We start from the raw sequence: 26,791 nt of genomic DNA on the forward strand, positions 1-26,791 counted from the left end.
GAGAATGACGATCAAGGTGCTGCTGGTGGACGACGAGCGGCTCATCAGGGCGGGGCTGCGCGCCATCATCGAGGCCGAGGACGACCTCACCGTGGTCGGGGAGGCCGCCGACGGGACGGAGGTGCCGGACGCGGTGCGGCGGCTGCGTCCCGACGTGATCCTCATGGACGTGCGGATGCCGCGCCTGGACGGCATCCAGGCGACCCGCCGCATCCTGGAGACCGCGCCGTACTCGTCGAGCGGGGACGACCCCACGGGAACCGCGGCGGGGCCGCCCCGGATCATCGTCGTCACGACGTTCGAGAACGACGAGTACGTCTACGACGCGCTGAAGGCGGGCGCGAACGGCTTCCTGCTCAAGCGGACGAGGCCGGAGGAGATCCTGCACGCCGTCCGTATGGTGGCGCACGGTGAGAGCCTGCTGTTCCCGGCCGCGATCCGGGAGCTGGCCGCGCGGCACGCGCCGTCCGGCGCCACGACGGGCGGGGCGTCCTGGCACGGGCAGCTGACCGAGCGGGAGGGCGACGTCCTGCGGCTGATGGCGAAGGGCCGCTCGAACGCCGAGATCGCCCAGGACCTGTTCGTGAGCCCGCAGACGGTGAAGACCCATGTCGGGAACGTCCTCGCCAAGCTCCAGGCCCGCGACCGCACCCAGGCGGTGATCTTCGCCTACGAGACGTCGTTCATCACGCCCGGCTGACTCTCGGTACGCCGCTTACACCCGGTTTACCTGCGGGTAGCTACAAAGGGCAGAAGAGATTAAGTCCGACAGATCGGGGGATCATGGACGCCGTCACGCTGGCCGAACTCCGTGAACCGAGGGCCTATCCGGCGGTGTCGGTGCTGATGCCGACGCACCGAGCCGTGCCGGACAACCGGCAGGACCCGATCCGCCTGCGGAACCTCCTGGCGGAGGTGCGGCGGCGGCTGCACGACGACGCGCGGGTCGAGCCCGACGCCGCCGACCACGTCCTGCGCGGGCTGGAGAGCGCCGCCGAGGAGATCGACCTGCGGCACGCCTCCGACGGGCTGGTGCTGCTGGCCGCGCCCGGCGGAGAGCGGCACGCCTTCACGATCGACCAGCATGTGGACGAGCGCGTCGTCGTCGACAGCGGCTTCGCCACCCGCGACCTCGTCGCCGACTACACCCGCACCCCGCGCTACTGGCTGCTGTCCCTGTCGGACCAGCGGACGCGTCTGTGGGACGGCCACCGCGAGCACCTGACCGAACGCGTCGGCGGCGGCTTCCCCGTCGAGCCGGAGTCGGTCGACGAGGAGGGCTCCGGTCGCCATTCGCGCCGCTCCGGCCACGGTGACGGGGAACGCCACCGGCGGGCCATGCGCGACGTCGTGGCCGCGCTCGACCGGGTCCTGGCCCGCGACCGCCGTCCGCTGATCGTCGCGGGCGTCACCCGCCACCAGGCGTTCTTCGACGAGGTGGCGGGCCCCCACATCGCCGTGGCGGGACGGGTCGACGGCAGCTTCGAGGGCGCCGCGCCCAGCACGCTCGTGGCGGCGGTCCGGCCCGCGCTCGCCGCCTACGAGGATCTGCGCGAGGTCGCCGTCCTGTCCGAGCTGGAGGCGGCGCGCAGCATCCAGCGGTACGCGGGCGGCCTGGTCGAGGTCGAACGGCTGGTCGAGGAGGGGCGCGGCGACCACCTGGTCGTGGAACGCGGCTACTACGCCCCGGCCGTGCGGACCGACGGCGAGATCGTCCCGGTGGACGGCATGCCCGGCGTGCTCCGGGGCGCGGACGTCGTCGACGACGTCGTCGACGACGTGATCGAGACGACGCTGGAGTACGGCGGCGAGGTCACGTTCGTCTCGGACGGCTTCCTCGTCGACCACGGCCGCATCGCGCTCGTCACCCGCTTCTGACCCGCCGTCAGCGAGCCTGCCCCGTCGTCGGCGCGCCTGACCCGCCGTCAGCGCGGCGCGTCGCAGGACGGGGCGTGCCAGCTGACCCAGCCGAGCGACCAGGCCCGCCGTCCCGCGTGCGGCCACCATCCCGCCGGGTGCGCGGGCCAGGTCGCCTCGGCCGGGGTCCCGTCCGGCTGCGGCACCACGACGGTGCACACGCCGGGTGCGGGACGTCCGCCGTGCCGGGTGTCGATGAACCCGACGCGCGTCCACCACACGGGGTGGACGAGGCTGATCCGCAGGGCCCAGTGGAGCGACACGTCGGCGACGACACCGCCCGCCTCCGGTCCGGGGAACGGCGGTGCCGGACGGTCATGACGCGGGCCGGGCGCCATCGCGAACATCAGCGCCGCGAAGTTGATCGCCGCCAGCCCGGCGGCGACGGCGACCGGGCCGTACCGCCTGCCGAGCCGGGACAGCGCCAGGAACCCGCACAGCGCCGCGCTTCCGGTGAGCGTCACCTCGGGCAGGTGCAACGCGGTCCGGTCGCCGGTCAGGAACGTGGTCTCGGGGAAGTCGAACGAGATGAAGCGATGGGTGCGGAGGCGTTCGCCCGCGTAGGCGGTGACCCACCAGGCGGTGGCCCCCACCGCGAGCAGTGCCGCCGCCGCCAGCCGCATCGCCGCGCGGTGCCCGGACCGCAGCAGCGCCACCGCGCCGACCAGCGTGTGGACGAGGGCCAGGCATGACAGGTAGCGGCCGTACGCGAAGTTCCCGACCCGGTGCTCGTCGGGCAGGGCGGCGGACGAGGCGTAGGCGATGGCGAGGGTCGCGGTCAGCAGCGTGCCCGCCATGATCCGGTCCGGGACGGGCGTGCGGCGGCGGACCAGCACCACCGTGGTCACGGCCAGCCCGATCCCGGCCAGGCCCCAGGTCGCGACGACCAGGTACCAGAGCTGCCCGGCGGCCCCCGACAGCGCCCACTCCTGCCCCGGCACCGTGGTGATCCGCGACTCCAGGTTCGCGGCGAGGTCACGCGCGCCGCTCGGATACATCTCGGCCCGGACGCGCGCGTTGAGCGCGGCCCCGGCGGCGTATCCGGCGATGACGACCGCGCCGCCGCCGATCACGGCTCGAAGGACCCTCCGGCGTCCGGTCACCGCCACCGCGACCAGCACCAGGACATGGACGGCCACGATCACCGCCCCGCGCGAGTGCACCATCGCCGCGTAGGAGGCGAGCGCGCTCGCTCCGACCGCGTCCCAGACCCGGCCGTTCCGGACGAACCGGTCCAGGACCAGCAGCCAGGCCAGAGCCAGCGTCGGCAGGACGGCGTCCGCGAGCGCCCACGCGCCGAAGAACGTCGACGCGGGCAGCAGCACCGCCGCGAACACCACGGGCAGCGCGGCGCGACGGCCGAGCCCCAGCCGCCGCGCCGCCGCGTACCCGAGCGGGAACAGCGCCGCGCCGATCAGCGCGTTGATCGCCATGACGATCCGGTACACGGCCGCCGGGTCGCGCGTCACCCAGTACACGGGCGTGAGCAGAAGGGAGTATCCGCCCTGGTAGAGGGTGCACCCGGACAGGTCGCCGCTCGGGAAGCCCGCCATCCACCGTGCCGCGACCAGGTAGCCGGTCTCGTCCGGGTTCGCGGCGGGCGCCCGGTGAGAGCTGGCCAGCCACAGCCGCATGACCAGCTGGGCCACCGTCCCGGCCACGAGCAGCCATGGCAGCGCGGCGGGACGGCGAGCGGCCCGCGCCGGAGTGGGCGGACCGGAACGGCGAACTGGCGCGGTCGTGAGCGTCATACCGCCCCACGGTCCCGGCCCATTGTCATGATCTTGCGGGGACGATGTCCGGATCTCGTGACATGGGCGGGGGAGTGATCCGTTCGCCCCGATAATGGCGCGGTGACCAGTCTGCGGGTGCGGCTCGCCGCGGCCTTCACCGCCGTCGTGCTGCTGGCCGCGCTGATGGCGTCCGGCATCTCCTACGTGCTGATGCGGCGGGTGATGTTGCAGCGCGCGCAGGACGCGGTGTTGACGGACGTCCGGAACACCCTGGCCCGTCAGGTCCCGCCCGAGCTGCCCCCGGACGTGACGTACGTGGTGAGCGCCCAGTTGGAGGCGGCGCTGCGCTCGGTGCCGGGACGCAAGGCGGCGGCGGTCCCCATGTGGTCGCACGACCGCGTCAACCTGCCGCCGCGAGGCAAGCTGGACGTCCCCGTCACCCGCGAGTTCGCCGAGCGCGCGGTCTACGGTCTGGTGTTCCAGCGGGTCGTCCGGCGCGGCAAGCCCTACCTGCTGGTCGGTGGGCGCGCCGAGGGCACCGAAGTGGTCGACGGCGAGGGGTTGAACGCGACGCCGCCGGTCGTGTTCGTGTCCGCGAGCCTGAGCCGGGAGGCCGCCGACCTGCGCACGCTCACCACCGCCCTCCTCATCGCGGACGCCTTCGCGCTGGTGTTCGCGGTCGGACTCGCCCTGCTCGCCACGCGCGGTGTGCTCCGTCCGGTCCGGCGTCTCGGTGCCGCCGCGCGGGCGCTGGGCGAGGGGGCCCTGACGACGCGCGTGGAGGAACGGGGCAGCGACGAGTTGGCCGACCTCGCCCGCACCTTCAACCGCACGGCGGGCGCCCTGGAGGGGACGGTGACGGAGTTGCGGGCGATGGAGGCCGCGTCCCGCCGTTTCGTCGCGGACGTGTCCCACGAGCTGCGCACCCCGCTGACCTCGATGATCGCCATGACCGACGTGATGGCGCAGGACGGGGACGGGGACGGGCAGGCCGTCCGGCTCGTCGCCCAGGAGACCCGGCGGCTCGGGCAACTCGTCGAGCATCTGATCGAGATCAGCCGTTTCGACGCGGGCGCCGCCGGTCTCGTCCTGGACGACGTGGACATCGCCGCAGCGATCACCGCCACCCTGAAGGCACGCGGCTGGCGAGACGAGGTGAAGCTCGACGGCCCGGCGGAACTGTTCGTTCGGCTGGACCCGCGCCGGTTCGACGTCATCATCGCCAACCTCGTCGGCAACGCGCTCAAACACGGCCGCCCACCCGCCTCGCTCCACTTCCAACCGGCCGACACGGGGGGCGTCAGGGTGGTCGTAGCGGATCGGGGACCCGGCCTACCCCACGACCTGGTCGACGTGGTGTTCGACCGGTTCGTCAAAGCCGAGGCGGCGCGTTCCCGTAGCGAGGGCAGCGGTCTGGGCCTGTCGATCGCGAAGGAGAACGCCGTCCTGCACGGCGGCACGCTTGAGGCGGCCAACGCGCCGGAGGGTGGCGCGGTCTTCACGTTGTGGCTGCCCGACCAGGGCGACGAGGAGTGCGCATGATCCGGCCTCGAAGGATGCTCGCGGTGCTGGCGGCCTCGCTGTCGCTGGGGGTCGCCCTGAGCGGTTGCGGCGTTCGGCCGACCGGGATCATCGGTGCGGGAGCCCTGCCGAGCGCCGCCGGAAGCGCCCCCGTGATCAGCGTCTACCTCATCTCGGGGCCACGGTTGCAGGTGGTCTCCCGGCCCGGCCTGATCGGGCGCCCTCTGCTGGCCATCGAGCAACTCGCCGTGCCACCGACGTCACTGGAGCGCAAGGCGGGACTGCACACCGACGTCAGGCGGCCGATCTCGGGCTCGCTCCGCGGCGACGGCATCGCCGCGAGCGGCACCCGCTCGGCCCTGTACGTCCAGCCGACCGACACGAGAGACCCGAACGTGCGGTGGTCGGAGCTGGCCACGGCCCAGATCGCGTGCACCGGAGAGGCCATCCCCGGCGTCGAGCGCGTCCGCCTGTCGAGCGAGACCGGGTGGAGGGACGTGACCTGCCCCCAGTTCGTCGACCGGTGAGCCCGGCGGACGGGCGATGTCCGGATCTCGTGACAATGGCGGGTGGTGCTCGGTTCGTGGTGGTTCGGCGCGGATAATGTGCGGGTGGCGAGCATTCTCTTCGTGGAGGACGATCCCGCCGCCCGGGCCTCCCTGGAGCTGGCGCTCACCCGCCAGGGACACGGGGTCACGTCCCGGGCCACCGGCGAGGAGGGGCTGGACGCGCTGCGCGCCCGGCGTCCCGAGATCGCGATCCTGGACGTCATGCTCCCCGGCATCGACGGCATCGAGGTGTGCCGCCGGATCCGCCGGGAGGACGCGCTGCCGGTGATCCTGCTGACCGCGCGCGGCGACGACCTCGACATCGTCCTCGGCCTGGAGGCGGGCGCCGACGACTACGTGGTCAAGCCGGTGGAACCCCGCGTGCTGGACGCCCGCATCCGCGCCGTCCTGCGCCGCGCCGACCACACCCGGCTCGATCAGACCGTCCACGGCGACCTGGTCATCGACCGCGCGTCGTTGAAGGTCACCAAGGCCGGTGCCGACCTGCGCCTCACCCCGACCGAGCTGCGGCTCCTGCTGGAGCTGACCCGCCGTCCCGGCCAGGCACTCACCCGCCAGCACCTGCTGGCGGAGGTGTGGGAGCACACCTATCCGGGCGACTCGCGGCTGGTCGACGCCTGCGTGCAGCGCGTCCGCGCCAAGATCGAGGACGAGCCCGCCGAGCCGCGCCTCATCGAGACCGTCCGCGGCTTCGGCTACCGGTTCGCGCCACCGTGACGAGCCTGCGGGTACGGCTCGCCGCGGCCTTCACGGCGGTCGCGCTGCTGGCCGCGCTGATGGCGTCCGGCATCTCCTACATCCTGATGCGGCGGATGATGCTGCAACGCGCGCAGGACGCCGTGCTGGCGGATGTCCGCACCACCCTGGCCCGGCAGATCCCGCCCTCGCTGCCCCCGGACACGATCCCCGTGGTGAGCGCCCAACTGGAGGCGGCGCTGCGTTCGGCGCCGGGACGCGAGGCGGCAGCGGTGCCTGTGCGGCTGGACGGCGGCGTCAACCTCCCGCCGCCGGGCAAGCTGGACGTTCCCGTCAGCCGCGAGTTCGCCCGGCGCGCCGTCGACAACGTGGTGTTCCAACGGGTCGTCTGGCACGGCAAGCCCTACCTGCTCGTCGGCGCGCGGGCCACCGGCTACGAGGTGAGCGTCGACCAGCCGTTGCGCACCACGCCGCCGGTCGTGTTCGTGTCCGCGAGCCTGAGCCGGGAGGCCGCCGACCTGCGCACGCTCACCACCGCCCTCCTCATCGCGGACGCCTTCGCGCTGGTGACGGCGGTCGGCCTCGCCCTGTTCGCGATTCGTGGCGTGCTCCGTCCGGTGCGCCGCCGCGTCGGCGCTGGGCGAGGGCGACCTCACGACGCGCGTCGAGATGCGCGGCAGCGACGAGCTGGCCGATCTGGCCCGCACGTTCAACCACACGGCGGGGGCGTTGGAGAAGACGGTGACGGAGTTACTGGCGATGGAGGCCGCGTCCCGCCGTTTCGTCGCGGACGTGTCCCACGAGCTGCGCACCCCGCTGACCTCGATGATCGCGATGACCGGTGTGATGGCGGACGAGGGGGACGGCGAGGCGGTCCGGCTCGTCGCGCAGGAGACCCGGCGGCTCGGACAGCTCGTCGACCACCTGATCGAGATCAGCCGGTTCGACGCTGGCGCCGCCGGTCTCGTCCTGGACGACGTGAACATCGCCACCGCGATCACCGCCACCCTGAAGGCGCGCGGCTGGCAAACCGAACTGACGGTCGAGGGCCCCGCGGACCTGTTCGTCCGGCTGGACCCGCGCCGGTTCGACGTCATCATCGCCAACCTCGTCGGCAACGCGCTCAAACACGGCCGCCCACCCGTCTCGCTCCGCTACGAACCGGCGGACACCGACGGCGTCCGTGTGGTGGTCACCGACAACGGCCCCGGCATCCCCGACGACCTGATCGAGGCGGTGTTCGACCGGTTCGTCAAAGCCGAGGCGGCGCGTTCGCGCAGTGAGGGCAGCGGTCTGGGCCTGTCGATCGCGAAGGAGAACGCCGTCCTGCACGGCGGAACGCTGGAGGCGGACAACGGGCCCGGCGGCGGCGCGGTGTTCACGCTGTGGCTGCCCACCGGCAGCGAGGAGACGAGCCCATGACCCGGCGTCGAAGAACGGCCGCGACGCTGCTGGCTCTGCTGGCTCTGGGAGTCGCCCTGACCGGCTGCGGCGTCCGGCCGACTGGGATCATCGGCGCGGGAGCCCTGCCGAGCGCCGGTGGGTACGCGCCCCCGATCACCGTCTACCTCGTCAGGGCCGGCCGGCTGAAGCCGGTCGCTCGACCGGGCCTGGTCGGGCGCCCGTACCTGGCCATCGAACAGCTCGCCGTGAGGCCGACGAGGCTGGAGCGCAACGCCGGGTTGCACACGGAGGTCGGGCATCCGTTGACGGCCAGGTTGCTCGCCGACAACGGCACCGCGGCCCCGCCGGGGGGCGAACTGATCGTTCAGCGGTCGCAGCCCGACGACGGACAGCTGCCATGGGCGCGAACGGAGAAGGCGCAGATCGCGTGTACCGCGGAGGCCATTCCCGGTGTCGAGTCCATCGCTCTGTGGGGCGGTGTGACCGGATGGGAGGGCGTCAACTGCGACCAGTTCGTCGACCTGCTGCCCTGACCGGCGGACGGCCTCGGCGCGGCGAGGCGGCGGTCAGCCGCGGGTGAGCCACTCGGCGGTGAGGTCGCCGAGCACCGACCGGACGGTCAGCACGGCGATGCCGAGCGTGAGGACGGGCATCACGACCCAGCGCTCCACCTTGCCGTCCGTCCTCGGGATGACCGGGACGTCGATCCGGTACGGCAGCGGCCAGAACACCGGACAGCCCCGTGGCGTCAGGCAGTCGCCGACGACGTGCGCGAAGCAGCCGAGCCCGACCGCGAACCCGACGAAGCTCATGTCGATGTTGTGCATCAGCCAGACCGCGATGAGGGCGAGCGCGCAGTCGGCCAGCGCCGACTGGGGCTCCTTGCCCTCGAAGTCAAGCCCGACCCCGCGCAGTCCCAGGCCGACGATCATGAACAGGCAGGCCCACCAAGCGTAGACGTAGTGGGTCGCGAGGTAGTCCATCGCGAGGCCCATCCCGGCCGCGAACAGCAGCGAGTGGGTCGCGTGCCGGTGCCCGCCCGACGCCTTCCCGATCCACTTGCACATGTGGTGGGTGATGGGCCCGAACGTGTTGGCGATGCGGCCGTTGTGATGGTCGATGTCGGGCAGGATCGCCGCGCCCGCGCACACCACGGCGCCCGCCGCGATCTGCTCCGCCGACAGCGACACCGCGTAGTCGCCGAGCAGCCGCTCCTGCGCGATCACGGGCACGGCGGCCAGCCATGCCAGCGCGCCGCTGAGGGCGTGCGTCTTGCCCATCATCGTGCCCGTCCCCGCCTTCCGACACGCGTCTCAGTGACACGGCCTTCAGTGACACGGCCTTTCAGCACGTCCCCGGCGCCCGTGTCAGAGCGGGACTCTAGCCCGCTACCGATGGTTTTCGACGGCGACGCGCCGGAACCGGGCACTACGTCCGTTTGATGCGGGACGTGCCGTGCGGGTTCCGGGCGGGTTCCGGGCGGGTTCGGCTCAGGGACCGGGTCAGACGGGGGCGCGCTCGCGGGCCGCGATGACCGCCTCGACGTTCTCCTCCGCCCACGCGGCGACGGCCCCGATCGGCGACTGGAGGGACTGCCCGAGCGGCGTCAGCGCGTACTCGACCCGCGGCGGCACCTCGGCGAAGACCGTGCGGATGAGGAGGCCGTCGCGCTCCATCGCGCGGAGCGTCTGGGTGAGGACCTTGGGGGTGATTCCGCCGATCGTGTCGCGGAGCTGGGTGAAGCGGCGCGGTCCGGAGCTGAGGCTGAGCACGACCAGGACCGACCATTTGTCGCCGATGCGGTCTAGAACGAGCCTGGTCGGGCAGTTCGGATCGAACGCGTTGCCCTTCATGGTTCCCAGAGGGTACCAGTGGATGTTGAAGTAACCAGTATCCAATGGATACCTTCACGCCGATGACGACATCAGAGGAGGCCATCATGAGGATTCTGCTGATCGGCGCCACCGGGATGATCGGGCGCCGGGTCGCCGACGAGGCCCGCCGCCGGGGCCACGAGGTCACCGGGGTCACGCGCAGCGGGAACGAGGGCACGGCCAAGGCGGAGGCCGCCGACGCCGCCGCGATCGCCGGGCTCGCCAAGGGGCACGACGCGGCCGTCCTCGCGATCGCGCCGCCGCGCGACGGGTCGGAGCCGACCGGGCCGCTGCTGGCGGGCGGACGCGGCGCGCTCGACGGGCTGCGGCAGGCGGGTGTCCGGCGCGTGGTCGTGGTCGGCGGCGCGGGCAGCCTGCTGGTCGGTCCCGGCGCCCGGCTCGTCGACACGCCCGAGTTCCCCGACCTGTACAAGGGCGAGGCGCTCGCCCAGGGCGAGCTGCTCGACGTCGTCCGCGCCGAGGCGGGCGACCTGGACTGGACGTACATCTCGCCCGCCGCCGGAATCGAGCCCGGCGAGCGCACCGGCACCTTCCGGCTCGGCGGCGACGAGCTCCTCACCGACGCCGACGGGAAGAGCTTCATCAGCGCGGAGGACTACGCCGTCGCGCTGGTCGACGAGCTGGAGAAGAGCCAGGCCGTCGGCCGTCGCATCACCGTTGCCTACTAGTCGCCCTTACCAGGGATGAATCGCCAGGCGCCCGACTCCTCGCCGGGCTCGTACGGGGAGTCGAGGCGCTTGGCGACGACGCCCGGCAGGCCCTGCTCGGCGGCGGCCGCGCGCACCGCGCCGCCGTCGCCGGGGAACCAGGGCGCCGTCTGCCACCGGGCGCCCGCCTCGCGGCCGGTCCTGAACGGCGAGTTCCCCGTCCAGCGCGATGGCCTGCCCCGTTGTCGGTTTGGTTGATGCTTGGATTATTCAAAGTTTTACTTTTCCTTTGAAGCCCTCTACGTTCGAAGCGAGCCGAGATCATCTCCGGCTCCGTTCAGCGCAGAACGAAGGGAGAGTCATGTCCGCTCGCATGTTCGCCCGCGGGTTCGCCCTCGCGGGAGCCGCCGCCATGGTCATCGGGAGTGCCGGCGCTGGGTTCGCCGCCCAGAGCTCACCGGCGCGGGGCGCGGTCGACGTTCAGCTCCGCCAGCACCCCGGTGGTGTCCAGACCGGCCCGAACGAGGTGTCCTACAACAACGGCAGGGTGGTCGTCAGCTTCCCCGGCGACGACAAGCCCGGCTCGTGTGACGGTCACCGCGTCTGCTTCTACGACGGCACGAACTTCACCGGGGCGCAACTCACCATCCACTGCGGTACCACGCTTTCGACGAAACTCGCCGACTACGGGTTCGCCGACCGGATCTCGTCCTACTACAACAACTCCGACAACGCGGTCTTCGTCTTCGAGAAGAACCAGCCGAGCGACCCCTGGTCGGAGCTGTGGGCTGAGGGACCGCAGGCGTCCTCGGTGGACGTCGGCGCGGCCAGCGACCGCGCGGACCTCTTCTCGATCTACTGCATCGACGAGTAGACTGGTCGCACGGTTTCGCGGGGGATCGGTCGGCGGTTTGCGGCCGGTCCCCTTCGCTCAATGGGAACGAACGAAGACGGCGTAGTCGGACAGGTCGCCGGTGAGGTCGGGCGGCAGGCCCGCCACCGCCGACAGCTCCTCCGCGGACACGAACCCGCCCGTCTCGGCCCGCACCCGCTCGATCCGCGCCGCCAGCTCCGGCGTGATGCCTGGCAGCAGCGTGAGCGCGTTCACCGGGGCGTGGTTGACGTCGACGAGCCCGCCGTCGTTGTACTGGCGCGGCAGGTCGGGGCGTCCGATCCGCAGCTCCCTCGCGAGGCCCGGGTCGGACGCCGCCAGGTCGCGCGCCTTGTCCCGCAGCAGCCGCCGCCGCTTGACGCGCTCGACGACCGCCTCGTTGTCGACGGCCGACAGCCCGTGCGGGTCGAACACGCGGCGGCGGATGATGAACGCGTGCGCGCAGCCCACCACGCCGAGGATGAACAGCAGCACCCCGGCCGCGCGTTCCGCGCCGTCGTCCTTGCCCATGTCGGGGAGCAGGAGCAGCAGCGTCGCGAAGACGCCGACGTACGCGGCCGTCGAGATCATCAGGTGCGGGCTGCGCCGCCACAGCGCCGCCGCCGCGAACGTGAACGGCGTCGCGTAGCCGAGGCTCAGGAACGGCAGCGCCGCCCACGTCACGCTGAGGGCGGCGCGTCCGGGCGGCATGCTGTCGGACGGGACCCTCGGCTCGTACGGCGCTGGGGCGTTCATCTCTAGAGGGTCTCCCGGCCGGAGGTGAGGCGAATCGGACTCTAGATCAAGAGGTCTGTCACGGGAGGGTAAGGATTTCGTGGCCGTCTTCGGTCACCAGCAGCGTGTGCTCGAACTGGGCGGTGCGCCTGCGGTCCTTGGTGACGACGGTCCAGCCGTCCTTCCAGATGTCGTAGTCGTGGGTGCCGAGCGTCAGCATCGGCTCGATCGTGAACGTCATCCCCGGTTCGATGATCGTCGTGGCGTTCGGGTCGTCGTAGTGCGGGACGACCAGCCCGGAGTGGAACGTGGTGCCGATCCCGTGCCCGGTGAAGTCGCGGACGACCCCGTACCCGAACCGCTTGGCGTACGACTCGATCACCCGTCCGATCACGTTCAGCGCCCGGCCCGGCTTCACCGCCCGGATGCCCCGCATCGTCGCCTCGTGCGTCCGCTCCACCAGCAGCCGCGACTCCTCGTCGACGTCGCCGCACAGGAACGTCGCGTCGGTGTCGCCGTGCACGCCGCCGATGAACCCGGTGATGTCGACGTTGACGATGTCGCCGTCGCGCAGGACGGTGTCGTCCGGGATGCCGTGGCAGATCACCTCGTTGACCGACGTGCACAGCGACTTGGGGAAGCCGCGGTAGCCCAGCGTCGACGGGTAGGCGCCGTGGTCGAGGAGGAACTCGTGGCCGATGACGTCCAGCTCGTCGGTCGTGATCCCGGGCCGGACGTGCTTGCCGACCTCTTCCAGCGCCTGCGCGGCGATCTTCCCGGCCACCCGCATCCGCTCGATGATCTCGGGCGACTTGACGTCGGGCTCCCCGGTCCTCGGGTGCTTCTTGCCCACGTACTCCGGACGCGGAATGGTCTGCGGAACCTTGCGCATGGGGGAAACGTTGCCGGGCCGGAGTAGCTGGGTCGTCATAGACGCGAGTGTAGTCAGCGGGATCGGGGCAACGAATCCCGTGCGGCACAAGATCGAGAGGAGCGCCGATGGCCGACGACGGTGACTGGTGGTTCTGCCTGAAGCACATGAAGGTCGAGCACGGGCCGGGCTGCCCCGACAAGGACCGCATGGGCCCCTACGACTCCGAGGGCGCCGCCGCGAACGCGCTCGCCCTGGCACGCGAACGCAACGAGGCGTGGCGCAGGCAGGACGGCGACGACTAGCCGCCCACTAGTCCACCGTGGGCCCCGCCACCGTGTCCAGAAGCTTCGCGAGGCGGCGGCGGAGCCCGCGCGGACCGCCGCGCGGGCTCCGCCGCCCGCCGTCCGCGTCAACCCCGGCCGCCGCGCTGACCAGGTGCTGCGCACCGTCGAACGACAGCAGCGCCTCGTCCGGCGGGACGGTCAGCGACTCGTGGGCGAGGCCGCGCAGCTCGCGGTCGCCGCCGTCGAGCGCGAGGATCGTCGCCCCGACGCGGCGCGCGTCGTCGACCCGTTCCAGCAGCGGGACGGGCGCGTCCTCCTCGGCGACGACGAACAGCGTCTCGCCGCGCCGCGCCTCCTCCAGCCGTTCCAGACCGACGCGCAGGTGCGCGGGCGCGTCCGCCGGGGGCTTCCAGCGCACCAGCGTCGGCGTGAGGCCGGGGACGTCGCCGAGACGGCTCTCGTCGTCCAGATGCGCCGCCAGATGCCACGGCTCGCCGTCGGGCGTGCCGACGAGCAGCAGCCCGCCCGGGGTCCGGGACGTGACCCGCAGGGCGCGGCCGAACTCCTCGGTCCGCTCCAGCCAGCCCGTCGCGGCCAGGACTTCGCGCAACATGACGATCTGCTCGGCCTCCACGACCACCATCGTGCCGCACCGTTACCCGTTGTGTAAGCGAGAGTGAGTGTTCGCTATCGGGTAGCCGTCGCTTGCGCGGCGGCGGTCCCGGTCTCACCCACACCAGGTGTGGTGCCGGGTTCCTGCTTCGCTGGCGACCGCCCGGCCAGGCCAGGTCTTACATCGCCTCCACAGGCGTTTGGGCTCTCCGCCCCACTGGCGGCGAGAACGAGCAGATTACGGGCCGCGTTCACATCCCGGCCCGCGACCAGGCCGCAACCCCCACACCGGTAGACACGCTCGGACAGGGCGAGGTTTGGCTTTCGCCTCCCACAATCCGAGCACGTCTTGGACGAGGGGAACCACCGATCGGCGATCAGCAGGGTTCCGGCGTTCCAGCCGGTCTTGTAGGTGAGCATTCGCCGTGCTTGCCCGAACCCTTGGTCGGCGATGGCGCGGGCCAGGCGCCGGTTGGCCAGCATCCCGGTCACGTTGAGGTCTTCGATCACCACGGTTTCGTACCGTGCGGCGAGCGCGCTGGTGACCTTGTGGAGGGTGTCGGTGCGGACGTGGGTGACGCGGGCGTGGTGGCGGGCCAGCCGCGCGGCGGCTTTCGCCCGGTTGGCTGACCCGGGCTGGGCGCGGGCGTGGACCCGGCTGAGTCGCGCGAGTTTCCGCAGCCTGGTCCGTAGCGCCTTTGGTCCGGGGATTTCGATCACTGTGCCACCGTCGGCGACGCCGGTCAGCAGGGTGGTGACGCCCAGGTCGACGCCTACCGCCGACCCGGGCCGGGCGTGCCGCGCGGGGGCCGGCCTTTCGACGTGGACGGTGAAGGAGACGTGCCAGCGGTCCGCGGTCCGCGACACCGTTGCAGACAGGATCCGCGCGGTGCCGTTGTCCAGGCGGCGAGTGAGTTTGCGGGTCGACTCGTGGGTGGCGACGGTGCCCAGGCGGGGCAGGGCGACGGTCCGGCCCGCACAGCGCATGACACCGGTGGAGAACCGGAACGAGTCCCGGCACTGGCTCCGCTTCTTGAACCGAGGAAACCCCAACCGGCCCTTGCGGGCTCCGTTACGGGACCGGACGAACTCGCGCAGCGCCCGGTCAAGGTCACGGAACGCCTCCTGATACACGCACTTGGAGTTCTCGGCCCACCAGCCCAGCGTGGGGTCGGTCTTTTTGGTCTGGTTCCATAACCGGTGCAGTTCGGTAGCCGACCACCACTTGCCTTCGGCCTTGTGGCGGGTGGTGCAGGCGGCCAGGGCCCAGTTCCACGCGAACCGCGCCGCACCCGCGTGCGATGCCAACGCCCGCCGCCGCGCGGGCGTCGAATCCAGGGCGAACCGGTACGCCTGAGTGACCTGCACGCCACGTACCGTACCGACCCCCGCCGACAGTCCCGGCGCTCCGCGTACAGACACACACCAACACTCACTTCACTCACCCCACCCAACCGATGAGAACCCCGCGCCGCCGCGCGTGCTTTCGGCCTGGCAGACTCGGCGGCATGACTGAGCAGCAGAACACCGGGGGCGACCTTCCCGACGTGAGCGGTCTGTCGATCGGGATTCTCGGCGGCACCGGCGACCAGGGCAAGGGGCTCGCGCGCCGGTTCGCGCTCGCCGGACACCGGGTGACGCTCGGGTCCCGCAAGGCCGAACGCGCCCAGGCCGCCGCCGACGACCTCACCGCCGGGGCGGACGCGGGCCTGACCATCACCGGCGCCGACAACGCGGACGCGGCCGGACGCTCCGACGTCGTCGTCGTCGCAGTGCCGTGGGACGGCCACCGCGCGCTGCTGGAGTCACTGCGCGACGAGCTCACCGGCAAGATCGTCGTCGACTGCGTGAACCCGCTCGGCTTCGAGAAGGGCAAGGGCGCGTTCGCGCTGCCCGTCGAGGAGGGCAGCGCCGCCCAGCAGGCCGCCGCCGTGCTGACCGGCAGCCGCGTCGTCGCCGCGTTCCACCACGTGTCCGCCAAGCTGCTGCTCGACCCCGAGGTGGAGGGCATGGAGCTGGACGTCCTCGTCCTCGGCGACGACCGGGAGGCGACCGACCTCGTCCAGGCCCTCGCCGGGCGGATCCCCGGCATGCGCGGCGTCTACGGCGGCAGGCTCCACAACGCGCACCAGGTCGAGGCGCTCACCGCGAACCTCATCTCGATCAACCGCCGCTACAAGGCTCACGCGGGCCTGCGCGTCACCGACGTCTGACCCCCGCCGAGCATGAACGATCCGGACGCGGCCAGGGGCCCGCTCGTCCTGCTGCCGTCGTCGGCGGGCGCGGGCCCGATGCGCGCGGTCGCCCGGCGGGTCGGCATCGCGCTGGTGCTGCTCCTCGCCGTCGTGGCCGCCGTGTACGTCGACCGCGACGGCTACCGGGACAGCGGGGGCGGCACGTTGTCCCTGCTGGACGCCTTCTACTACGCGACGGTGACCGCGTCCACCACCGGCTACGGTGACATCACGCCGGTCAGCGACGGCGCCCGGCTGGTCAACATCGTCTTCATCACGCCCGTCCGGGTGCTGTTCCTCATCGTCCTCGTCGGCACCACGCTTGAGGTGCTCGCGGAACGCACCCGCCAGGACTGGCGCAGAACCCGCTGGAGGACGCGCGTGCGCGACCACATCGTGGTGGCGGGCTACGGCACGAAGGGCCGCAGCGCCATCAAGACACTGCTCAGCACCGGAGTCGAGCGCGCGTCCATCGTCGTGGTGGATCCCGACCCGCGCGTGGTGGCCGAGGCGTCCGAGGCCGGGTTCGTCGGCATCGTCGGGGACGCGACCCGCAGCTCCGTGCTGAAACAGGCCGCCGTCGAGCGGGCCAGGTGGGTCGTCGTGGCCAGCGCCCGCGACGACACCGCCGTGCTGATCACGTTGACCGCGCGGCAGCTCAACCCGGCGGCGGGGATCCAGGCGTCGGTGCGCGAGTCGGAGAACGTCCCGCTGCTGCGGCAGTCCGGCGCCGACCACGTGGTGACGTCGTCGGAGGCGGCCGGACGGCTGCTCGGGGTGTCGACCGTCCAGCCCGCCGTCAGCGAGGTCATCGAGGACCTCCTCGAACGGGGCAGCGGCCTCGACCTCGCCGAGCGGGACGTGCGCCGCGACGAGGTCGGCGGCCCGATCGGCGCGGTGCGGGAACCGGCGATCGCGCTGGTCAGGGACGGCCGGATGCTGCCGTTCGACCACGCCGAATGCGAGGTGCTCGAACCCGGCGACCGGCTGATCGTGGTGCGCTCCACCCACCGGCCGCGGACGGACGAGAACGACGACGTCCGTCCCGGCCACAACTCCTGAGGGCCGGGACGGCTCGCGCCGGTCTCAGTGGTAGGTGTGCTCGGCGGCCGGGTAGGCGCCGCTCACGACCTCGTCGGCGTAGCTGCGGGCGGCCTCGCCGAGCAGCGCGTTCATGTCGGCGAACTTCTTGACGAACTTCGCGGTGCGCGGGGTCAGCCCGGCCATGTCCTGCCAGACGAGGACCTGTGCGTCGGTCTGGTTGCCGCCGCCGATGCCGATCGTCGGGACCGACAGCGACGAGGTGACGCGGGCGGCGAGCTCCGCGGGCACGCATTCGAGGACGACCGAGAACGCGCCCGCCGCCTCCAGGGCCTTCGCGTCCGCCATCAGTTCGTCGCCGTCCTGGCCGCGGCCCTGCACCCGGTAGCCGCCGAAGACGTTCACCGACTGTGGGGTGAGGCCGAGGTGGCCCATCACCGGGATCCCGGCGGCGACCATCGCCTCGACCTGCGGGATGATCCGGCGGCCGCCCTCCAGCTTGATCGCGTGCGCCCCGGTCTCCTTGAGGAAGCGGGTCGCGGCCGACAGCGCCTCGGGGACGCCCGTCTGGTACGAGCCGAACGGCAGGTCGGCGACCACCATCGCGCGCTTGGAACCGCGCACGACGGCCGCGGTGAGGGGGATCAGATCGTCCACGGTGACGGGGATCGTGGAGTCGTAGCCGTACACCACCATCGCGGCGGAGTCGCCGACGAGCAGCACCGGGATCCCGGCCTCGTCGAAGATCCGCGCGGTGAGCGCGTCGTACGCGGTGAGCATCGGCCACTTCTCGTGCCGCTCCTTGGCGGCGGCGATGTCGCGTACGGTCACCCTTCGCCCGCTCGTACCGCCGTACAGTGCGGCCGGTCGCTCGGGGGGTGCGACAGAAGAAGACATGCGAAACCTCCGGTCTTGAGGCGCCACGGCGGCGTACCCAGACGGGACCGATCGTGCCACTTTCACAACGATTCGGATAGCCCCCGCCATTCCCCCTGAAGTCGGCCCGAGGGCCGTGTGGCGACCAGGATCGGGCCGCCCGGCGTCCGGAATGTGGCCGGGGAGGGCATGTCCGGGAGGGATTTCGGCATGGTAAGCGTGATCTTCTCCCCTTGAAACGGTGTCATGCCCCATACTGTCGCTGGGTAGGGCTCAAACGAACGGCTGTCTGGAGCGCGTCAGGTGAGATCCGTCATGGCGCCGCGAGGCGAAGCGCCCGCGACCGATTCCGCGTCCCGGACGCTCGTCCTGGGAATCGACGTTTCCCGGCGGATCGTGCAGTGCGGGCCGAACGCGCGGGCCGTCCTCGGCCGCGCCCCCGAGGACCTGATCGGCCATCCCGCGACCGTGCTGGTCGGCGACGAGGCCAAGGCCGAACTCGAAGCGCTGCTCGAGAAGGGCGACACCGGGCAGGAACGCAACGGCGTCGTGACCGTGCTGCGCGGCGACGGCACGTCCACCGAGGCCGTCGTGACCGCGCAGCCCCTGGTCGGCGGCGACCCCGAGACCGCGCCCACGACGCTGCTGTTCGTCCGGGTCGCGCTGCCGCCGAGCGACCGCTACCAGGACCCGGCCCTCATGCGGCGCGCGCTGATGGACGACCAGCTCACCCGGTTCGGCGCGTCCCTCGACCTCGACCAGTCCGCGCGGGGGCTCGTCGACGTCTGCGTCCCGCACTACTGCAACGCCGCCTCGGTGCTGGTGCTGGAGAGCCTGGTCGCCGCCGACGAGGTGCACGCCGAGTCCGGATCGGCGGTGCTGCGCCGCATCGCCGTCACCTCCGACGACGGGAACCTGGCGGCGTGGACGTCGACGTTCCCGGTCGGCGAGGTGCTGGTGTTCCCCGAGGGCACCCCGTACCGGGAGGTCATGGACACGGCGCGTCCCGTCCACCTGCCGCACATCGACGTCGACTCGGCGTCCGAGATCGGCCGGCTGTGGCGGCGCGGCCCCGCCGGTGAACTGCTGACCGGCGTGTCGATGGTGCTGCTGCCGATGATCGCGCAGGACACGCTGCTCGGGTTCCTCGCCTGCACCCGTGTGCCAGGGTTCCGCAAGTTCGACCGCTACGACCTCGAGATCGGCATGGAGTTCGCGGCCCGCGCCGCGATCGTCATCGACAACGCGCGTCAGTTCGGCCGCGAGCGCGCCACCGCGCTCGCGCTGCAACGCAGCCTGCTGCCGAACCGGCTGTCGGCGCCGTCGTCGGTCGAGGTCAGGCACCGCTACCTGCCCGGCAGCAAGCTCGTCGAGGTCGGCGGCGACTGGTACGAGTCGATCGCGCTGCCCGGCGCCCGCGTCGCCCTCATCGTCGGCGACGTCGCCGGGCACGGCGTGAAGGCCGCCGTCACCATGGGACGGCTGCGCACCGCGCTGCACACGCTCGCCAACCTGGAACTGCCGCCCGCCGACGCGCTGCACGTCATGCACGAGCTGATGATCGAGCTGGGCGAGCAGGAGCCGCACTTCGCCACCTGCGTGTACGCGGTGTACGACGCGACGACCGGCGCCATCGAGATCGCGTCCGCCGGGCACCTGCCGCCGCTGCTGGCCGGGCCGAACGGCGACAACGAGTACCTCCAGGTCCCGCCCGCCCCGCCGCTCGGCGTCGCGGGCGGCGCCGCGATCGAGAGCCGCGAGTTCACCGTCGAGGACGGCAGCCTGTTCGTCATCTACACCGACGGCCTGGTCGAGAACCGGGGCCGCGACATCGACGACGGCCTCGCCCGCCTCCAGCGCGTCTTCGGCCCCGACTCGGTCGACCACTCCATGGAGGACCTCGCCAAGGCGACCCTCGCGGGCGTGTACGCCGACCAGCACCGCGACGACATCGCCGTCCTCATCGCGCGGCTGCGCCGCCTGCCCGAGGACCGCTTCGCCTCCTGGACGCTGCCCGCCGACCCGGCCGCCGTCCGCCGCGCCCGTGGGCTCGTCCGCAGCCGTCTGGCCGAATGGGACCTGGACGAGCTCGACTACACCACCCAGCTGCTGGCGTCCGAGCTGATCACGAACGCCTTCCGGTACGCGCCGGGCCCGATCGAACTGCGCCTCCTCCTGGAACGGACCCTCGTTTGCGAGGTGCTGGACCGCTCCGCCGCGCTGCCTCGGCTGCGCCGCGCCGAGGACGACGACGAGAACGGCCGAGGCCTCCTCGTCGTCAGCCAGCTCGCGCACCGCTGGGGCACCCGCCGCACCGCCGCCGGGAAGGTCGTGTGGTGCGAACAGATCGTCCCCGGCATCGACCCGGACGCCTCCGAACAGGTCTCCGGCTGGCCCGACGAGTCCTGGCCGGGCGAGAACCACCACCGCGAGTGATCGGCTAGGCCCCTTTCAGGGCGCCGATGACGCGGGCGAACTCCGCCCACCCGTCCGGCCCGCCGTCCAGATCGCGCCATTCGGCGCGCCCCGACACCGGCATCCCGATCTCCGCCTGGGCCTCGGGCCCGATCGCCATGCCCACCGGCACCGGCATCCCCGACCACCGCGGCTCCACGGTGAGGTCATCCCGGCCGGGCACCCGCTGCGCCAGGACGGACACCAACGAGAACCCGGCGTCCAGCCGCTCGACGAGCCCCCGCACATCGGCCTCACGCCCCACCCCCGCCGTCACGGTCTCCTGGACGCCCGACTCCGTCCGCCGCACCGTCATCGTCCCGACCACCCCGTCACCCACGAACACCAGCCACGTGGGCCGTGGCGCCCGCTCACGGCACACCCCGGTCAGCCGCTCGGTGCTCCACACGATCCCCGCGGGCTCGGCCGTACCCCACCCCGACGGCGGTCCGGAACCCAGCTCCTCGCACATCGTCTGCGCGACCACCCCGACGTTCAACGCCTCATACGCCGTGTGCCGGACGGTCGCGTCGACAAAGACCTGCGTCCCGTCCGCCCCCGCCTCCTTGAAAGCCTCAGCCGTGCCCCCCTCGGTCGGGGCGAACAATGACCCGTCCCAGGCGAGCTTCACCCCGGAGATCCCGTCGTAGTACCCGCCTGCGGGATCAGTCACCACCCACCGACAGTCAGGCCCGGTGAGCGCCAACCGCAACGGCAACGTCAGCCGCGAATGCACGGGGGTAACAACCTGAAGCCCCTTGTCAGCCTCAGCGCACACCCGAATCGCCTCCGCCACCCACGACGACAACGACACCACGGGCCGGTTCTGCATGACCACACCCACCCGCTCCGACATCACATCAACGGTCATGTCGCCCGCCTCACATACTCGGGATCCCCGACCCACACCGTCCCACCGAGCCGCTCAACAATCCGCGCCGCGAACCGTAACGCCACGACTTCCGACCCGTCCCAGAACTCACCACCCCGAACCTCAACCCACCAAACAGGCACCTCAACCTCCCCAACCTCGGGCCCGAGGAGCCGAGCCAACTCCCCGACCACCTCCACCAGCACAGGCACCTCAACACTCACCACGATCTGTCCACCCTCATCACACAACCGAAGAACCCCACCCCCCGCCGCGCTCTCGACCCGCCACTGACTCCCGGCTTCCACCATCCCCGCCAGAACAGACCCCACATCCGGCTCCGCCGCCACCAGCGCGACAACATCCTTAGTCATCCCCCGACCTTTCCAACACCGCCGACATCCAACGTCAACGAACCGTCCCCGCACCGTGATCACGCGCGCATGCCAGCGGAGACCGCACCCGCACCGTGGCCATGCGAACATGCCGAGGGCCCCGCACCCGATCGTGGCATGAGACCCCAGCACATTTCCTGAACGCGGACTACCGGTCGTACCGTCCGGTCTGGATGCCGGTCACCAGGTCAGCGAACGCCGCACGCTCGAACGCCAGTTTCGGCCCGTCCGGGTCCTTCGAGTCCCGGACGGCGATCGCCAAGAAGAGCTCGGCGACTTCCACGCAGTTGCCTCCTTCTTGATCACTGTGGGAGCTCTTGCGCCAAGGCGACAGGTCAGACATGCTCACGTGCCTTCCATGTGGGCCCTGATCAGGGCCATGGAATCCTCAGCAGACAACGCTTCGGATCTTGCCAAGTCGAAGAGTACGACAAGTTTGCGTACTGCTTCCGGGTTTGTGAGTGTCTGGCCGTGCTCTCCGGTTCCTTCCATGTACGCGATGGAACCTGCCTGCGGGAAGCCAAGTATCTGGAACCCCGTCGGGTGAAACAGACGCGCTCTCACTGGGATGATCTGAACCGCGATCGTGTGTCGTCCTGCCAGATCAAGCAGCCGCTCGCACTGTCCATGAAGTAATTCCGGCTGTAGATCACGAATGACTGATTCTCGGAGCAACAAGAAGATCCACGGCGGATCAGCTTTGTCGAGGATGACCTGGCGCCCCACTCGAATCGAGACAAGTTCTTCCAACTTGTCGGGGCGCCTGCTAGCACTGAGCACGAGGCGGGCGTAGTCCTCCGTCTGGAACAAGCCCGGGATCAGGAGTGGCTCGAAGATGCTGACTCGGTCCGTCTCCTTCTCTGCCTCGATGAGAGGTCGAAATCCGGTCGGAATGAGCCCATTCATCCGTGCCTCAACGTGCTTCTCCCACATGCGGTGGAACGTGCCGCCCATTTGGTAGTAGGTGTCCAGGTCCTGGGCGAGGCCCTCGGACGGGGGCTTCTCGAAGGTCTCGACTTTGGCGATCCACTGGGGCGTGCAGCCCAGCTTCGCCGCGAGCTTGTTCCGGGAGATGCCGTCCGCCTGACGCCGCGCACGCAACTCGTTGACGAACGCTTCCTGGAAGGCGGAGGGGTTGGTGTCACGCGAGGATGCCATCGGGTGCTCCCGGGTGTCGGCCCGCAGGTTCGGGGGTGTCGCCTCACTTGGCCGGGTGCTCATGGGGGGTGAGCGGTTCGTAGCTCAGAGTAACTCTTGCCTGCGAGGCTCGCCTGTCATCGGCCAAATCAATTCGCAGGGAATCCGACTCGTGAACGATCAAGAAGGCGCTCGTCTACAGGCGCAGTATCCGACCTGGCACATTCGCCGCCCTCCGACGATGACGTGTGTCATGGCCACCCGCCTGGGCCATCCCCTGAGTGATCGAGAGCTCTACCACGGCCTGTGCATGACCCTCGCCGAGGATTCATACGAGCTGCTCAGCGAGGCACTCGCCGACCAACGCAAGATCGAGGAGAACCTGTGATCCTCACCCTGGCGATCACCGCCCTCGCTCTACTCACCGGCTTCGCGGCCTGGGTGCTGATCCTCCTCATCGGCATGGCCATCACCAACGCTGACTACACCGGCAAACACCGTTGACCTCCCGGAACTTGCGGCCACCGAAACCCCCACCGGCTGCCGCTCCTGCATCGGCATCAAGAAATGAATGCCCGTCTCCGCTTATCATTCCTCGTGGGCCACTGCTTCATTGATCTTCTGGCGAAGCCAGTCGGGGATGTGTTCGTCGTCGCAAGGGAACCACTTGAGGTCGTTGACGTAGGTCTTGTCGTCGTCGCCTATCCTTCTTCGCTGGCTTCTGATTCGTTGATCTTCTGGCGAAGCCAATCAGGAATGTGCTCGTCGTCCCGTGGAAAGGATTTGAGATCGTTGGCGTAGGTCAAAGCGTCGATCTCGAAACCGAAATCGGGTTCGTTTTCATAGTCAAACTCGACGCTGTATCGACCCGGTCGAACGATGACGTACCGGGCAGTGAACCAAGCCCCCTTGCCTGGTGAATACATTTGTTCGCGCAATTTCTGGAGGCTTCTGCGTGGTCGGTCAGGTGCGCTCAGGTGAACGATGGAACCATCTTCCATCGTTGCCTCGAACCTGTTACTTGCCAGTTCGGTGGTCACGTCCAGCCGAAAGCGAAGTTGAGTCCAGCCGTCCGGTGCCGCCGCGAGCACGCCGCCACCGACATCTCGTAGGACGGCTTCCTGCTCTTCTGGAGAGATGGGGCTTTCTGAAATCATGACATGGCTCTCTGCTGCTGCTAACTGCTATTTATCGGCGGCACGTTGGGGTAGACGAGTTTGTTCGTAATCTGTCCGTCGAGTGCGTACTCAACTATGATTTCGTGAGGAACCTTCCGGCCTGGTAGGTAGTCTGCCCTTATGTTGATCTCAAGCCTTGGCGGTTGAGAGCGGTCAAGAATTGCTATGAAGTAACTTTCTAGTTTCCGATAGTTATTAAGGAGACTTGTCCCCTTTTGTGCCTTATTTAGCTTCTCTAGCATGGAGACCAGGTTGATGCGTTCGCCCGGACCGCCAAAGGCTGTGCCTATGAGGTGTCCGCCATTCCATCTGACGTCATGGTATAGATCAACCTCGTGTGACATCGGAAGGCGATTGTGTTCATCGACGAAGTTGTCGATTATCTCTTTGTTGAGCCTCTCATACTCCGTCCCCCCTTCCTTGCCTGCGGAACTCTGGTCCGTCGCCATCCGGCGGGCGTCGTCGGATCCGGGGTGATGGAGTTCGCCTTCCACGCTGATGGTTCGTGCGTGGTCGTCGGTGCGGAAGATCCAGTTGTCGTCGACGTGGTAGGCGACGTTCGGCAGCGGGTTACGCAGGTCCGGGCGCCACTTGCCCGTGCTGCGGGACCATGTGTGGACCTCTCTGATCACCCCGTGGTCGTCGGTGATGAAGACGCCACGGTACCGTCCGCCATGGTCGGTGACGATGTACCGCTTGTTGGCCTCGAGTTCGACGCCATCCCCGAACGGTTTGCTCTTCTTGGGAGAGAGCGCGTCCTTCCGTTCGACGACCTGATCTTCGAGCTTGGGGGTGTGCTCGCCCCCCGAAGGGTCATGCGGAGGGCCTTCGGGACCATGAGGAGGTGTAGCGGCGGCGGGGGTGTCCAAGTCCCCCTCGACGCGATCGTGGTGTAAGACCCCAGAACCCTCTGAGGGCCCCTGATGTGGGCCTGTCAAGGAACCGGTATGGCGGATCAAGGGGGACTCGCCCGGAGAGTTGCCTCCGGTGGTGTTGCCGCTCTGAGGGGTGGCGCGCGACGCGGTGGCCGGAGTCTGCGCAGGGTCGTGGATGGTGTTGGTGGGTTGGCCGGTGCGGGCGGCGGCTAGTTCGGGGGTGTGTGAGGCGCGGACTTGGGCTGCGGCTGGTTGGCGGTGTTCGCGTTGGATCCATTCGGGGATGCGGTCGGGGATGTGTGAGTGGCGGTGGTGGATGTAGTTCTTGAGGTCGATGGTGGGTTGGATGACGAACTTGTGGAGGTTGAGTTTGGTCGTCTTGGCCAGGTCGCCGACTTTTCCGCCGAGGTGGGCGACGATGTCGGAGACCTTGGGGAGTTTGGTGGCCTTGAGGCTGAGGCTGACCGGGTCGACGAGGTCGCCGACTTTTGCGGTGGCGCGGGAGAGTTTGGCGAGTTTGCCCGGGGTTCCTACTTTGCCTACGGGGACGACGGTGGTGACGATGTTGAAGAGGGTGTTTCCGGCGGCGCGGGCGGGGTCTTGTTTCCAGCGGTCCCAGGCGACGAAGGATTTGCCGAAGCCCTTCCAGGTCTCGTTGACCTTGTGCCGGACGGACGGGATCAGCATCGCGAACGGCGCGATGATGGGGTTGAGGGGCAGGGTCAGGGCCATCAGGCTCTTGTAGGCGTCCCACCATTTGTCGGGGGAGGTGACCAGGTCCCAGATGCCTTTGGCGTCGCCGCCGAGACCGTCGCCGAAGAAGCCGGTGAGGAGGGAACCGGCGCCGTTCCACAGGTCTTCGTACCAGGGCAGGTCGGCTTTTTCGGGGGTGCCCCACGGGGGTGGCTCGCCGCCGCCGCCGGTGGGCAGGGGCGGGGTGGTTTCGCCGTAGGCGGCGTAGATGCTGCTGGTGGCCTTTTCCTGGGCGTTGTGGAAGGCCATGGCCTGGGTGTTGACCGCGGCGAGCAGGGTGTTGTTCTCGTTGACGAGGTCTTTGTTCTCGTTCCAGTTGCCGTCTTCGTTGAAGGTTTTGTTGACGAAGGTCACGGCCTGCATGTACAGGTCGGTGAGTTTGTGTTTGATGACGCGGGTTTCGGCGGCGTAGGTGGTGAGTGCGCCGGTGACCTTCTCTAGTTGGCCTGCGAACATGGCCGCGTTGTCGCGGACGGGTGTGGTGGCGGCGAAGAGCTGGTCGGCTTCGGGGGCCTTGTAGAACGCCGATAAGCCTTGCCAGGTGGTGTGGACGTCGGCTCCGGCGTCGCGGATGCCTCCGGCGGCCTTGCGTAAGTCGTGGGCTTCGGTTTCCACCGCGTCGGGGTGGACTTTGGCCATGATGCCCAGGACCTCGTCGGGGACGATCATGAGCGGCCCGGGGTGCCCGCGGCCATCTGGTCGTCGCCGTCCAGGTAGGCCATGGTGGCGTCGGCGGCGGCCTGGAGGGTGCGTTCGGTGCGGCGGGCGATGCCGCTCAGGGTCGGCTGGTGGTGCAGGACGAACCCGGCTAACGCCTGAGCGACACGGGGACTCCCCGTGGCCTCCGCAGCGTCACGGGTACTGGTCACGAACGTTTTGGCGTGTTTCTCGACCGGTTTGAAGGCGTCCGCCGTCCGATCGATCACGCTCTTCACCCCGTACGGCTTGATATCCCATGCGGTCATCCGGGCCCCCTGCCCCTCGACGGAAGTCCTTGACAGGCTAGGGGTGACGTCCGACAAATCTGTGGAATGGTTGAAAATGGATGGTCGGTAATGGTCGTTTTGGGTGACGTATATCTGACTAGCTGGTCAGATGCGGGGTCGTCGTGGGGGCCTGGAGGTGGCGGAGCAGGGCCTGAAATGGCTCCAGGCTGCTGAAGTCGTCGGGACGACCCGGCGGGTGAGACCTTGCCGCCGAGCGCCAGCCGTAGGGGCGG

Annotated in this window: 29 protein-coding genes; 14 read left to right on the top strand and 15 right to left on the bottom strand. The window is 70.0% G+C overall.

The window, feature by feature from the left end; all coding sequences use genetic code 11:
• The first annotated feature begins 4 nt into the window (after nucleotides 1–4).
• Nucleotides 5–700, top strand: coding sequence for a response regulator (locus tag ABD808_RS11485; RefSeq protein ID WP_344894211.1), 696 nt, complete (start codon nucleotides 5–7; stop codon nucleotides 698–700).
• Between the two features lie 83 nt (nucleotides 701–783).
• On the top strand, nucleotides 784–1,878 hold the full coding sequence (locus tag ABD808_RS11490) for a baeRF3 domain-containing protein (RefSeq protein ID WP_344894214.1): 1,095 nt from the start codon (nucleotides 784–786) through the stop codon (nucleotides 1,876–1,878).
• Between the two features lie 47 nt (nucleotides 1,879–1,925).
• Here ABD808_RS11490 and ABD808_RS11495 read toward each other — a convergent pair whose 3' ends face one another.
• The gene (locus ABD808_RS11495; protein WP_344894217.1) at nucleotides 1,926–3,668 is read right to left on the bottom strand and encodes a hypothetical protein; all 1,743 of its coding nucleotides are present in this window, start codon (nucleotides 3,666–3,668) and stop codon (nucleotides 1,926–1,928) included.
• Nucleotides 3,669–3,770: 102 nt separating this feature from the next.
• Between ABD808_RS11495 and ABD808_RS11500 the strand changes: the two genes are divergently transcribed.
• The 5 genes from ABD808_RS11500 (at nucleotide 3,771) to ABD808_RS11520 (ending at nucleotide 8,373) form a co-directional block, all read left to right on the top strand.
• On the top strand, nucleotides 3,771–5,192 hold the full coding sequence (locus ABD808_RS11500) for an ATP-binding protein (RefSeq protein ID WP_344894220.1): 1,422 nt from the start codon (nucleotides 3,771–3,773) through the stop codon (nucleotides 5,190–5,192).
• Nucleotides 5,189–5,698, top strand: a complete 510-nt coding sequence (locus ABD808_RS11505) for a hypothetical protein (RefSeq protein ID WP_344894223.1) — start codon at nucleotides 5,189–5,191, stop codon at nucleotides 5,696–5,698. The genes ABD808_RS11500 and ABD808_RS11505 overlap by 4 nt, the downstream gene beginning before the upstream one ends.
• An 84-nt stretch (nucleotides 5,699–5,782) precedes the next feature.
• Nucleotides 5,783–6,457: a response regulator gene (locus ABD808_RS11510; protein WP_344894226.1), complete on the top strand. Its 675-nt coding sequence runs from the start codon at nucleotides 5,783–5,785 to the stop codon at nucleotides 6,455–6,457.
• Between the two features lie 579 nt (nucleotides 6,458–7,036).
• Nucleotides 7,037–7,858, top strand: coding sequence for a sensor histidine kinase (locus ABD808_RS11515; protein WP_344894229.1), 822 nt, complete (start codon nucleotides 7,037–7,039; stop codon nucleotides 7,856–7,858).
• Nucleotides 7,855–8,373, top strand: a complete 519-nt coding sequence (locus ABD808_RS11520; RefSeq protein ID WP_344894232.1) for a hypothetical protein — start codon at nucleotides 7,855–7,857, stop codon at nucleotides 8,371–8,373. Before ABD808_RS11515 ends, ABD808_RS11520 begins: the two co-directional genes overlap by 4 nt.
• A gap of 33 nt (nucleotides 8,374–8,406) precedes the next feature.
• Here ABD808_RS11520 and ABD808_RS11525 read toward each other — a convergent pair whose 3' ends face one another.
• Both ABD808_RS11525 and ABD808_RS11530 read right to left on the bottom strand, forming a co-directional pair.
• The gene (locus tag ABD808_RS11525; RefSeq protein ID WP_344894235.1) at nucleotides 8,407–9,123 is read right to left on the bottom strand and encodes a metal-dependent hydrolase; all 717 of its coding nucleotides are present in this window, start codon (nucleotides 9,121–9,123) and stop codon (nucleotides 8,407–8,409) included.
• Between the two features lie 219 nt (nucleotides 9,124–9,342).
• Entirely contained in the window at nucleotides 9,343–9,693 is a 351-nt protein-coding gene (locus ABD808_RS11530) for a winged helix-turn-helix transcriptional regulator (protein ID WP_344894237.1), read from the bottom strand.
• An 86-nt stretch (nucleotides 9,694–9,779) separates the two neighbouring features.
• Between ABD808_RS11530 and ABD808_RS11535 the strand changes: the two genes are divergently transcribed.
• Nucleotides 9,780–10,403, top strand: coding sequence for an NAD(P)-dependent oxidoreductase (locus tag ABD808_RS11535; protein ID WP_344894241.1), 624 nt, complete (start codon nucleotides 9,780–9,782; stop codon nucleotides 10,401–10,403).
• Between the two features lie 340 nt (nucleotides 10,404–10,743).
• Entirely contained in the window at nucleotides 10,744–11,256 is a 513-nt protein-coding gene (locus ABD808_RS11540) for a peptidase inhibitor family I36 protein (protein WP_344894244.1), read from the top strand.
• 57 nt (nucleotides 11,257–11,313) lie between these two features.
• Here ABD808_RS11540 and ABD808_RS11545 read toward each other — a convergent pair whose 3' ends face one another.
• Nucleotides 11,314–12,009, bottom strand: a complete 696-nt coding sequence (locus ABD808_RS11545; RefSeq protein ID WP_344894247.1) for a ComEA family DNA-binding protein — start codon at nucleotides 12,007–12,009, stop codon at nucleotides 11,314–11,316.
• Nucleotides 12,010–12,067: 58 nt separating this feature from the next.
• Nucleotides 12,068–12,919 (bottom strand): type I methionyl aminopeptidase, encoded by an 852-nt coding sequence (map, locus tag ABD808_RS11550; RefSeq protein ID WP_344894250.1) that lies wholly within the window; start codon nucleotides 12,917–12,919, stop codon nucleotides 12,068–12,070.
• A gap of 68 nt (nucleotides 12,920–12,987) precedes the next feature.
• On the opposite strand from map, the gene ABD808_RS11555 reads away from it, so the two are divergent.
• Entirely contained in the window at nucleotides 12,988–13,164 is a 177-nt protein-coding gene (locus ABD808_RS11555; protein WP_344894253.1) for a hypothetical protein, read from the top strand.
• 7 nt (nucleotides 13,165–13,171) lie between these two features.
• On the opposite strand, the gene ABD808_RS11560 is transcribed toward ABD808_RS11555, so the two are convergent.
• Both ABD808_RS11560 and tnpB read right to left on the bottom strand, forming a co-directional pair.
• Complete coding sequence (locus ABD808_RS11560) at nucleotides 13,172–13,789, bottom strand: hypothetical protein (protein WP_344894256.1); 618 nt, start codon at nucleotides 13,787–13,789, stop codon at nucleotides 13,172–13,174.
• Between the two features lie 44 nt (nucleotides 13,790–13,833).
• Nucleotides 13,834–15,126 carry an IS607 family element RNA-guided endonuclease TnpB gene (gene tnpB / locus ABD808_RS11565; protein ID WP_344894259.1) on the bottom strand — a complete coding sequence of 431 codons (1,293 nt, stop codon included), beginning with the start codon at nucleotides 15,124–15,126 and terminating at the stop codon, nucleotides 13,834–13,836.
• Nucleotides 15,127–15,266: 140 nt separating this feature from the next.
• Here tnpB and npdG point away from each other — a divergent pair, with 140 nt between their 5' ends.
• A complete protein-coding gene (gene npdG, locus ABD808_RS11570; RefSeq protein ID WP_344894262.1) occupies nucleotides 15,267–15,971 on the top strand; it encodes an NADPH-dependent F420 reductase in 705 nt (234 codons plus the stop codon).
• A 12-nt stretch (nucleotides 15,972–15,983) separates the two neighbouring features.
• Nucleotides 15,984–17,054, top strand: coding sequence for a potassium channel family protein (locus tag ABD808_RS11575; RefSeq protein WP_344894265.1), 1,071 nt, complete (start codon nucleotides 15,984–15,986; stop codon nucleotides 17,052–17,054).
• A 24-nt stretch (nucleotides 17,055–17,078) separates the two neighbouring features.
• On the opposite strand, the gene panB is transcribed toward ABD808_RS11575, so the two are convergent.
• Entirely contained in the window at nucleotides 17,079–17,930 is an 852-nt protein-coding gene (gene panB / locus ABD808_RS11580) for a 3-methyl-2-oxobutanoate hydroxymethyltransferase (protein ID WP_344894268.1), read from the bottom strand.
• A 294-nt stretch (nucleotides 17,931–18,224) separates the two neighbouring features.
• On the opposite strand from panB, the gene ABD808_RS11585 reads away from it, so the two are divergent.
• The gene (locus ABD808_RS11585) at nucleotides 18,225–20,345 is read left to right on the top strand and encodes a SpoIIE family protein phosphatase (protein WP_344894271.1); all 2,121 of its coding nucleotides are present in this window, start codon (nucleotides 18,225–18,227) and stop codon (nucleotides 20,343–20,345) included.
• A gap of 4 nt (nucleotides 20,346–20,349) precedes the next feature.
• Here ABD808_RS11585 and ABD808_RS11590 read toward each other — a convergent pair whose 3' ends face one another.
• The 4 genes from ABD808_RS11590 to ABD808_RS11605 form a co-directional block, all read right to left on the bottom strand.
• Complete coding sequence (locus tag ABD808_RS11590) at nucleotides 20,350–21,234, bottom strand: DUF6177 family protein (RefSeq protein ID WP_344894274.1); 885 nt, start codon at nucleotides 21,232–21,234, stop codon at nucleotides 20,350–20,352.
• On the bottom strand, nucleotides 21,231–21,608 hold the full coding sequence (locus ABD808_RS11595) for a hypothetical protein (protein WP_344894277.1): 378 nt from the start codon (nucleotides 21,606–21,608) through the stop codon (nucleotides 21,231–21,233). The genes ABD808_RS11590 and ABD808_RS11595 overlap by 4 nt, the downstream gene beginning before the upstream one ends.
• Before the next feature lie 169 nt (nucleotides 21,609–21,777).
• Entirely contained in the window at nucleotides 21,778–21,972 is a 195-nt protein-coding gene (locus tag ABD808_RS11600) for a DUF397 domain-containing protein (protein WP_344895377.1), read from the bottom strand.
• 2 nt (nucleotides 21,973–21,974) lie between these two features.
• The gene (locus ABD808_RS11605) at nucleotides 21,975–22,787 is read right to left on the bottom strand and encodes a helix-turn-helix domain-containing protein (RefSeq protein WP_344894280.1); all 813 of its coding nucleotides are present in this window, start codon (nucleotides 22,785–22,787) and stop codon (nucleotides 21,975–21,977) included.
• A 232-nt stretch (nucleotides 22,788–23,019) separates the two neighbouring features.
• On the opposite strand from ABD808_RS11605, the gene ABD808_RS11610 reads away from it, so the two are divergent.
• A complete protein-coding gene (locus ABD808_RS11610) occupies nucleotides 23,020–23,154 on the top strand; it encodes a hypothetical protein (RefSeq protein ID WP_344894283.1) in 135 nt (44 codons plus the stop codon).
• 313 nt (nucleotides 23,155–23,467) lie between these two features.
• Here ABD808_RS11610 and ABD808_RS11615 read toward each other — a convergent pair whose 3' ends face one another.
• The 3 genes from ABD808_RS11615 to ABD808_RS11625 are packed head-to-tail and all read right to left on the bottom strand — an operon-like array spanning nucleotide 23,468 to nucleotide 26,537.
• A complete protein-coding gene (locus ABD808_RS11615) occupies nucleotides 23,468–23,923 on the bottom strand; it encodes a hypothetical protein (RefSeq protein WP_344894285.1) in 456 nt (151 codons plus the stop codon).
• 20 nt (nucleotides 23,924–23,943) lie between these two features.
• Nucleotides 23,944–26,241: a DNA/RNA non-specific endonuclease gene (locus ABD808_RS11620; protein ID WP_344894288.1), complete on the bottom strand. Its 2,298-nt coding sequence runs from the start codon at nucleotides 26,239–26,241 to the stop codon at nucleotides 23,944–23,946.
• Entirely contained in the window at nucleotides 26,238–26,537 is a 300-nt protein-coding gene (locus ABD808_RS11625; RefSeq protein WP_344894291.1) for a DUF6507 family protein, read from the bottom strand. The genes ABD808_RS11620 and ABD808_RS11625 overlap by 4 nt, the downstream gene beginning before the upstream one ends.
• Nucleotides 26,538–26,791 lie beyond the last annotated feature (254 nt).

This window comes from Actinomadura meridiana, assembly GCF_039537545.1.
Taxonomy (GTDB): Bacteria; Actinomycetota; Actinomycetes; order Streptosporangiales; family Streptosporangiaceae; genus Spirillospora; species Spirillospora meridiana.

Excerpts from the sequence above, each read along its gene's own strand:
- ABD808_RS11485 (WP_344894211.1), top strand. The coding sequence starts at position 5 with ATGACGATCAAGGTGCTGCTGGTGGACGACGAGCGGCTCATCAGGGCG.
- ABD808_RS11490 (WP_344894214.1), top strand. The coding sequence starts at position 784 with ATGGACGCCGTCACGCTGGCCGAACTCCGTGAACCGAGGGCCTATCCG.
- ABD808_RS11495 (WP_344894217.1), bottom strand. The coding sequence starts at position 3,668 with ATGACGCTCACGACCGCGCCAGTTCGCCGTTCCGGTCCGCCCACTCCG.
- ABD808_RS11505 (WP_344894223.1), top strand. The coding sequence starts at position 5,189 with ATGATCCGGCCTCGAAGGATGCTCGCGGTGCTGGCGGCCTCGCTGTCG.
- ABD808_RS11520 (WP_344894232.1), top strand. The coding sequence starts at position 7,855 with ATGACCCGGCGTCGAAGAACGGCCGCGACGCTGCTGGCTCTGCTGGCT.
- ABD808_RS11525 (WP_344894235.1), bottom strand. The coding sequence starts at position 9,123 with ATGATGGGCAAGACGCACGCCCTCAGCGGCGCGCTGGCATGGCTGGCC.
- ABD808_RS11530 (WP_344894237.1), bottom strand. The coding sequence starts at position 9,693 with ATGAAGGGCAACGCGTTCGATCCGAACTGCCCGACCAGGCTCGTTCTA.
- ABD808_RS11535 (WP_344894241.1), top strand. The coding sequence starts at position 9,780 with ATGAGGATTCTGCTGATCGGCGCCACCGGGATGATCGGGCGCCGGGTC.
- ABD808_RS11540 (WP_344894244.1), top strand. The coding sequence starts at position 10,744 with ATGTCCGCTCGCATGTTCGCCCGCGGGTTCGCCCTCGCGGGAGCCGCC.
- ABD808_RS11545 (WP_344894247.1), bottom strand. The coding sequence starts at position 12,009 with ATGAACGCCCCAGCGCCGTACGAGCCGAGGGTCCCGTCCGACAGCATG.
- map (WP_344894250.1), bottom strand. The coding sequence starts at position 12,919 with ATGACGACCCAGCTACTCCGGCCCGGCAACGTTTCCCCCATGCGCAAG.
- ABD808_RS11555 (WP_344894253.1), top strand. The coding sequence starts at position 12,988 with ATGGCCGACGACGGTGACTGGTGGTTCTGCCTGAAGCACATGAAGGTC.
- ABD808_RS11560 (WP_344894256.1), bottom strand. The coding sequence starts at position 13,789 with ATGGTGGTCGTGGAGGCCGAGCAGATCGTCATGTTGCGCGAAGTCCTG.
- npdG (WP_344894262.1), top strand. The coding sequence starts at position 15,267 with ATGACTGAGCAGCAGAACACCGGGGGCGACCTTCCCGACGTGAGCGGT.
- ABD808_RS11575 (WP_344894265.1), top strand. The coding sequence starts at position 15,984 with ATGAACGATCCGGACGCGGCCAGGGGCCCGCTCGTCCTGCTGCCGTCG.
- panB (WP_344894268.1), bottom strand. The coding sequence starts at position 17,930 with ATGTCTTCTTCTGTCGCACCCCCCGAGCGACCGGCCGCACTGTACGGC.
- ABD808_RS11585 (WP_344894271.1), top strand. The coding sequence starts at position 18,225 with ATGGCGCCGCGAGGCGAAGCGCCCGCGACCGATTCCGCGTCCCGGACG.
- ABD808_RS11590 (WP_344894274.1), bottom strand. The coding sequence starts at position 21,234 with ATGACCGTTGATGTGATGTCGGAGCGGGTGGGTGTGGTCATGCAGAAC.
- ABD808_RS11595 (WP_344894277.1), bottom strand. The coding sequence starts at position 21,608 with ATGACTAAGGATGTTGTCGCGCTGGTGGCGGCGGAGCCGGATGTGGGG.
- ABD808_RS11600 (WP_344895377.1), bottom strand. The coding sequence starts at position 21,972 with ATGTCTGACCTGTCGCCTTGGCGCAAGAGCTCCCACAGTGATCAAGAA.
- ABD808_RS11605 (WP_344894280.1), bottom strand. The coding sequence starts at position 22,787 with ATGGCATCCTCGCGTGACACCAACCCCTCCGCCTTCCAGGAAGCGTTC.
- ABD808_RS11610 (WP_344894283.1), top strand. The coding sequence starts at position 23,020 with ATGGCCACCCGCCTGGGCCATCCCCTGAGTGATCGAGAGCTCTACCAC.
- ABD808_RS11615 (WP_344894285.1), bottom strand. The coding sequence starts at position 23,923 with ATGATTTCAGAAAGCCCCATCTCTCCAGAAGAGCAGGAAGCCGTCCTA.
- ABD808_RS11620 (WP_344894288.1), bottom strand. The coding sequence starts at position 26,241 with ATGATCGTCCCCGACGAGGTCCTGGGCATCATGGCCAAAGTCCACCCC.
- ABD808_RS11625 (WP_344894291.1), bottom strand. The coding sequence starts at position 26,537 with ATGACCGCATGGGATATCAAGCCGTACGGGGTGAAGAGCGTGATCGAT.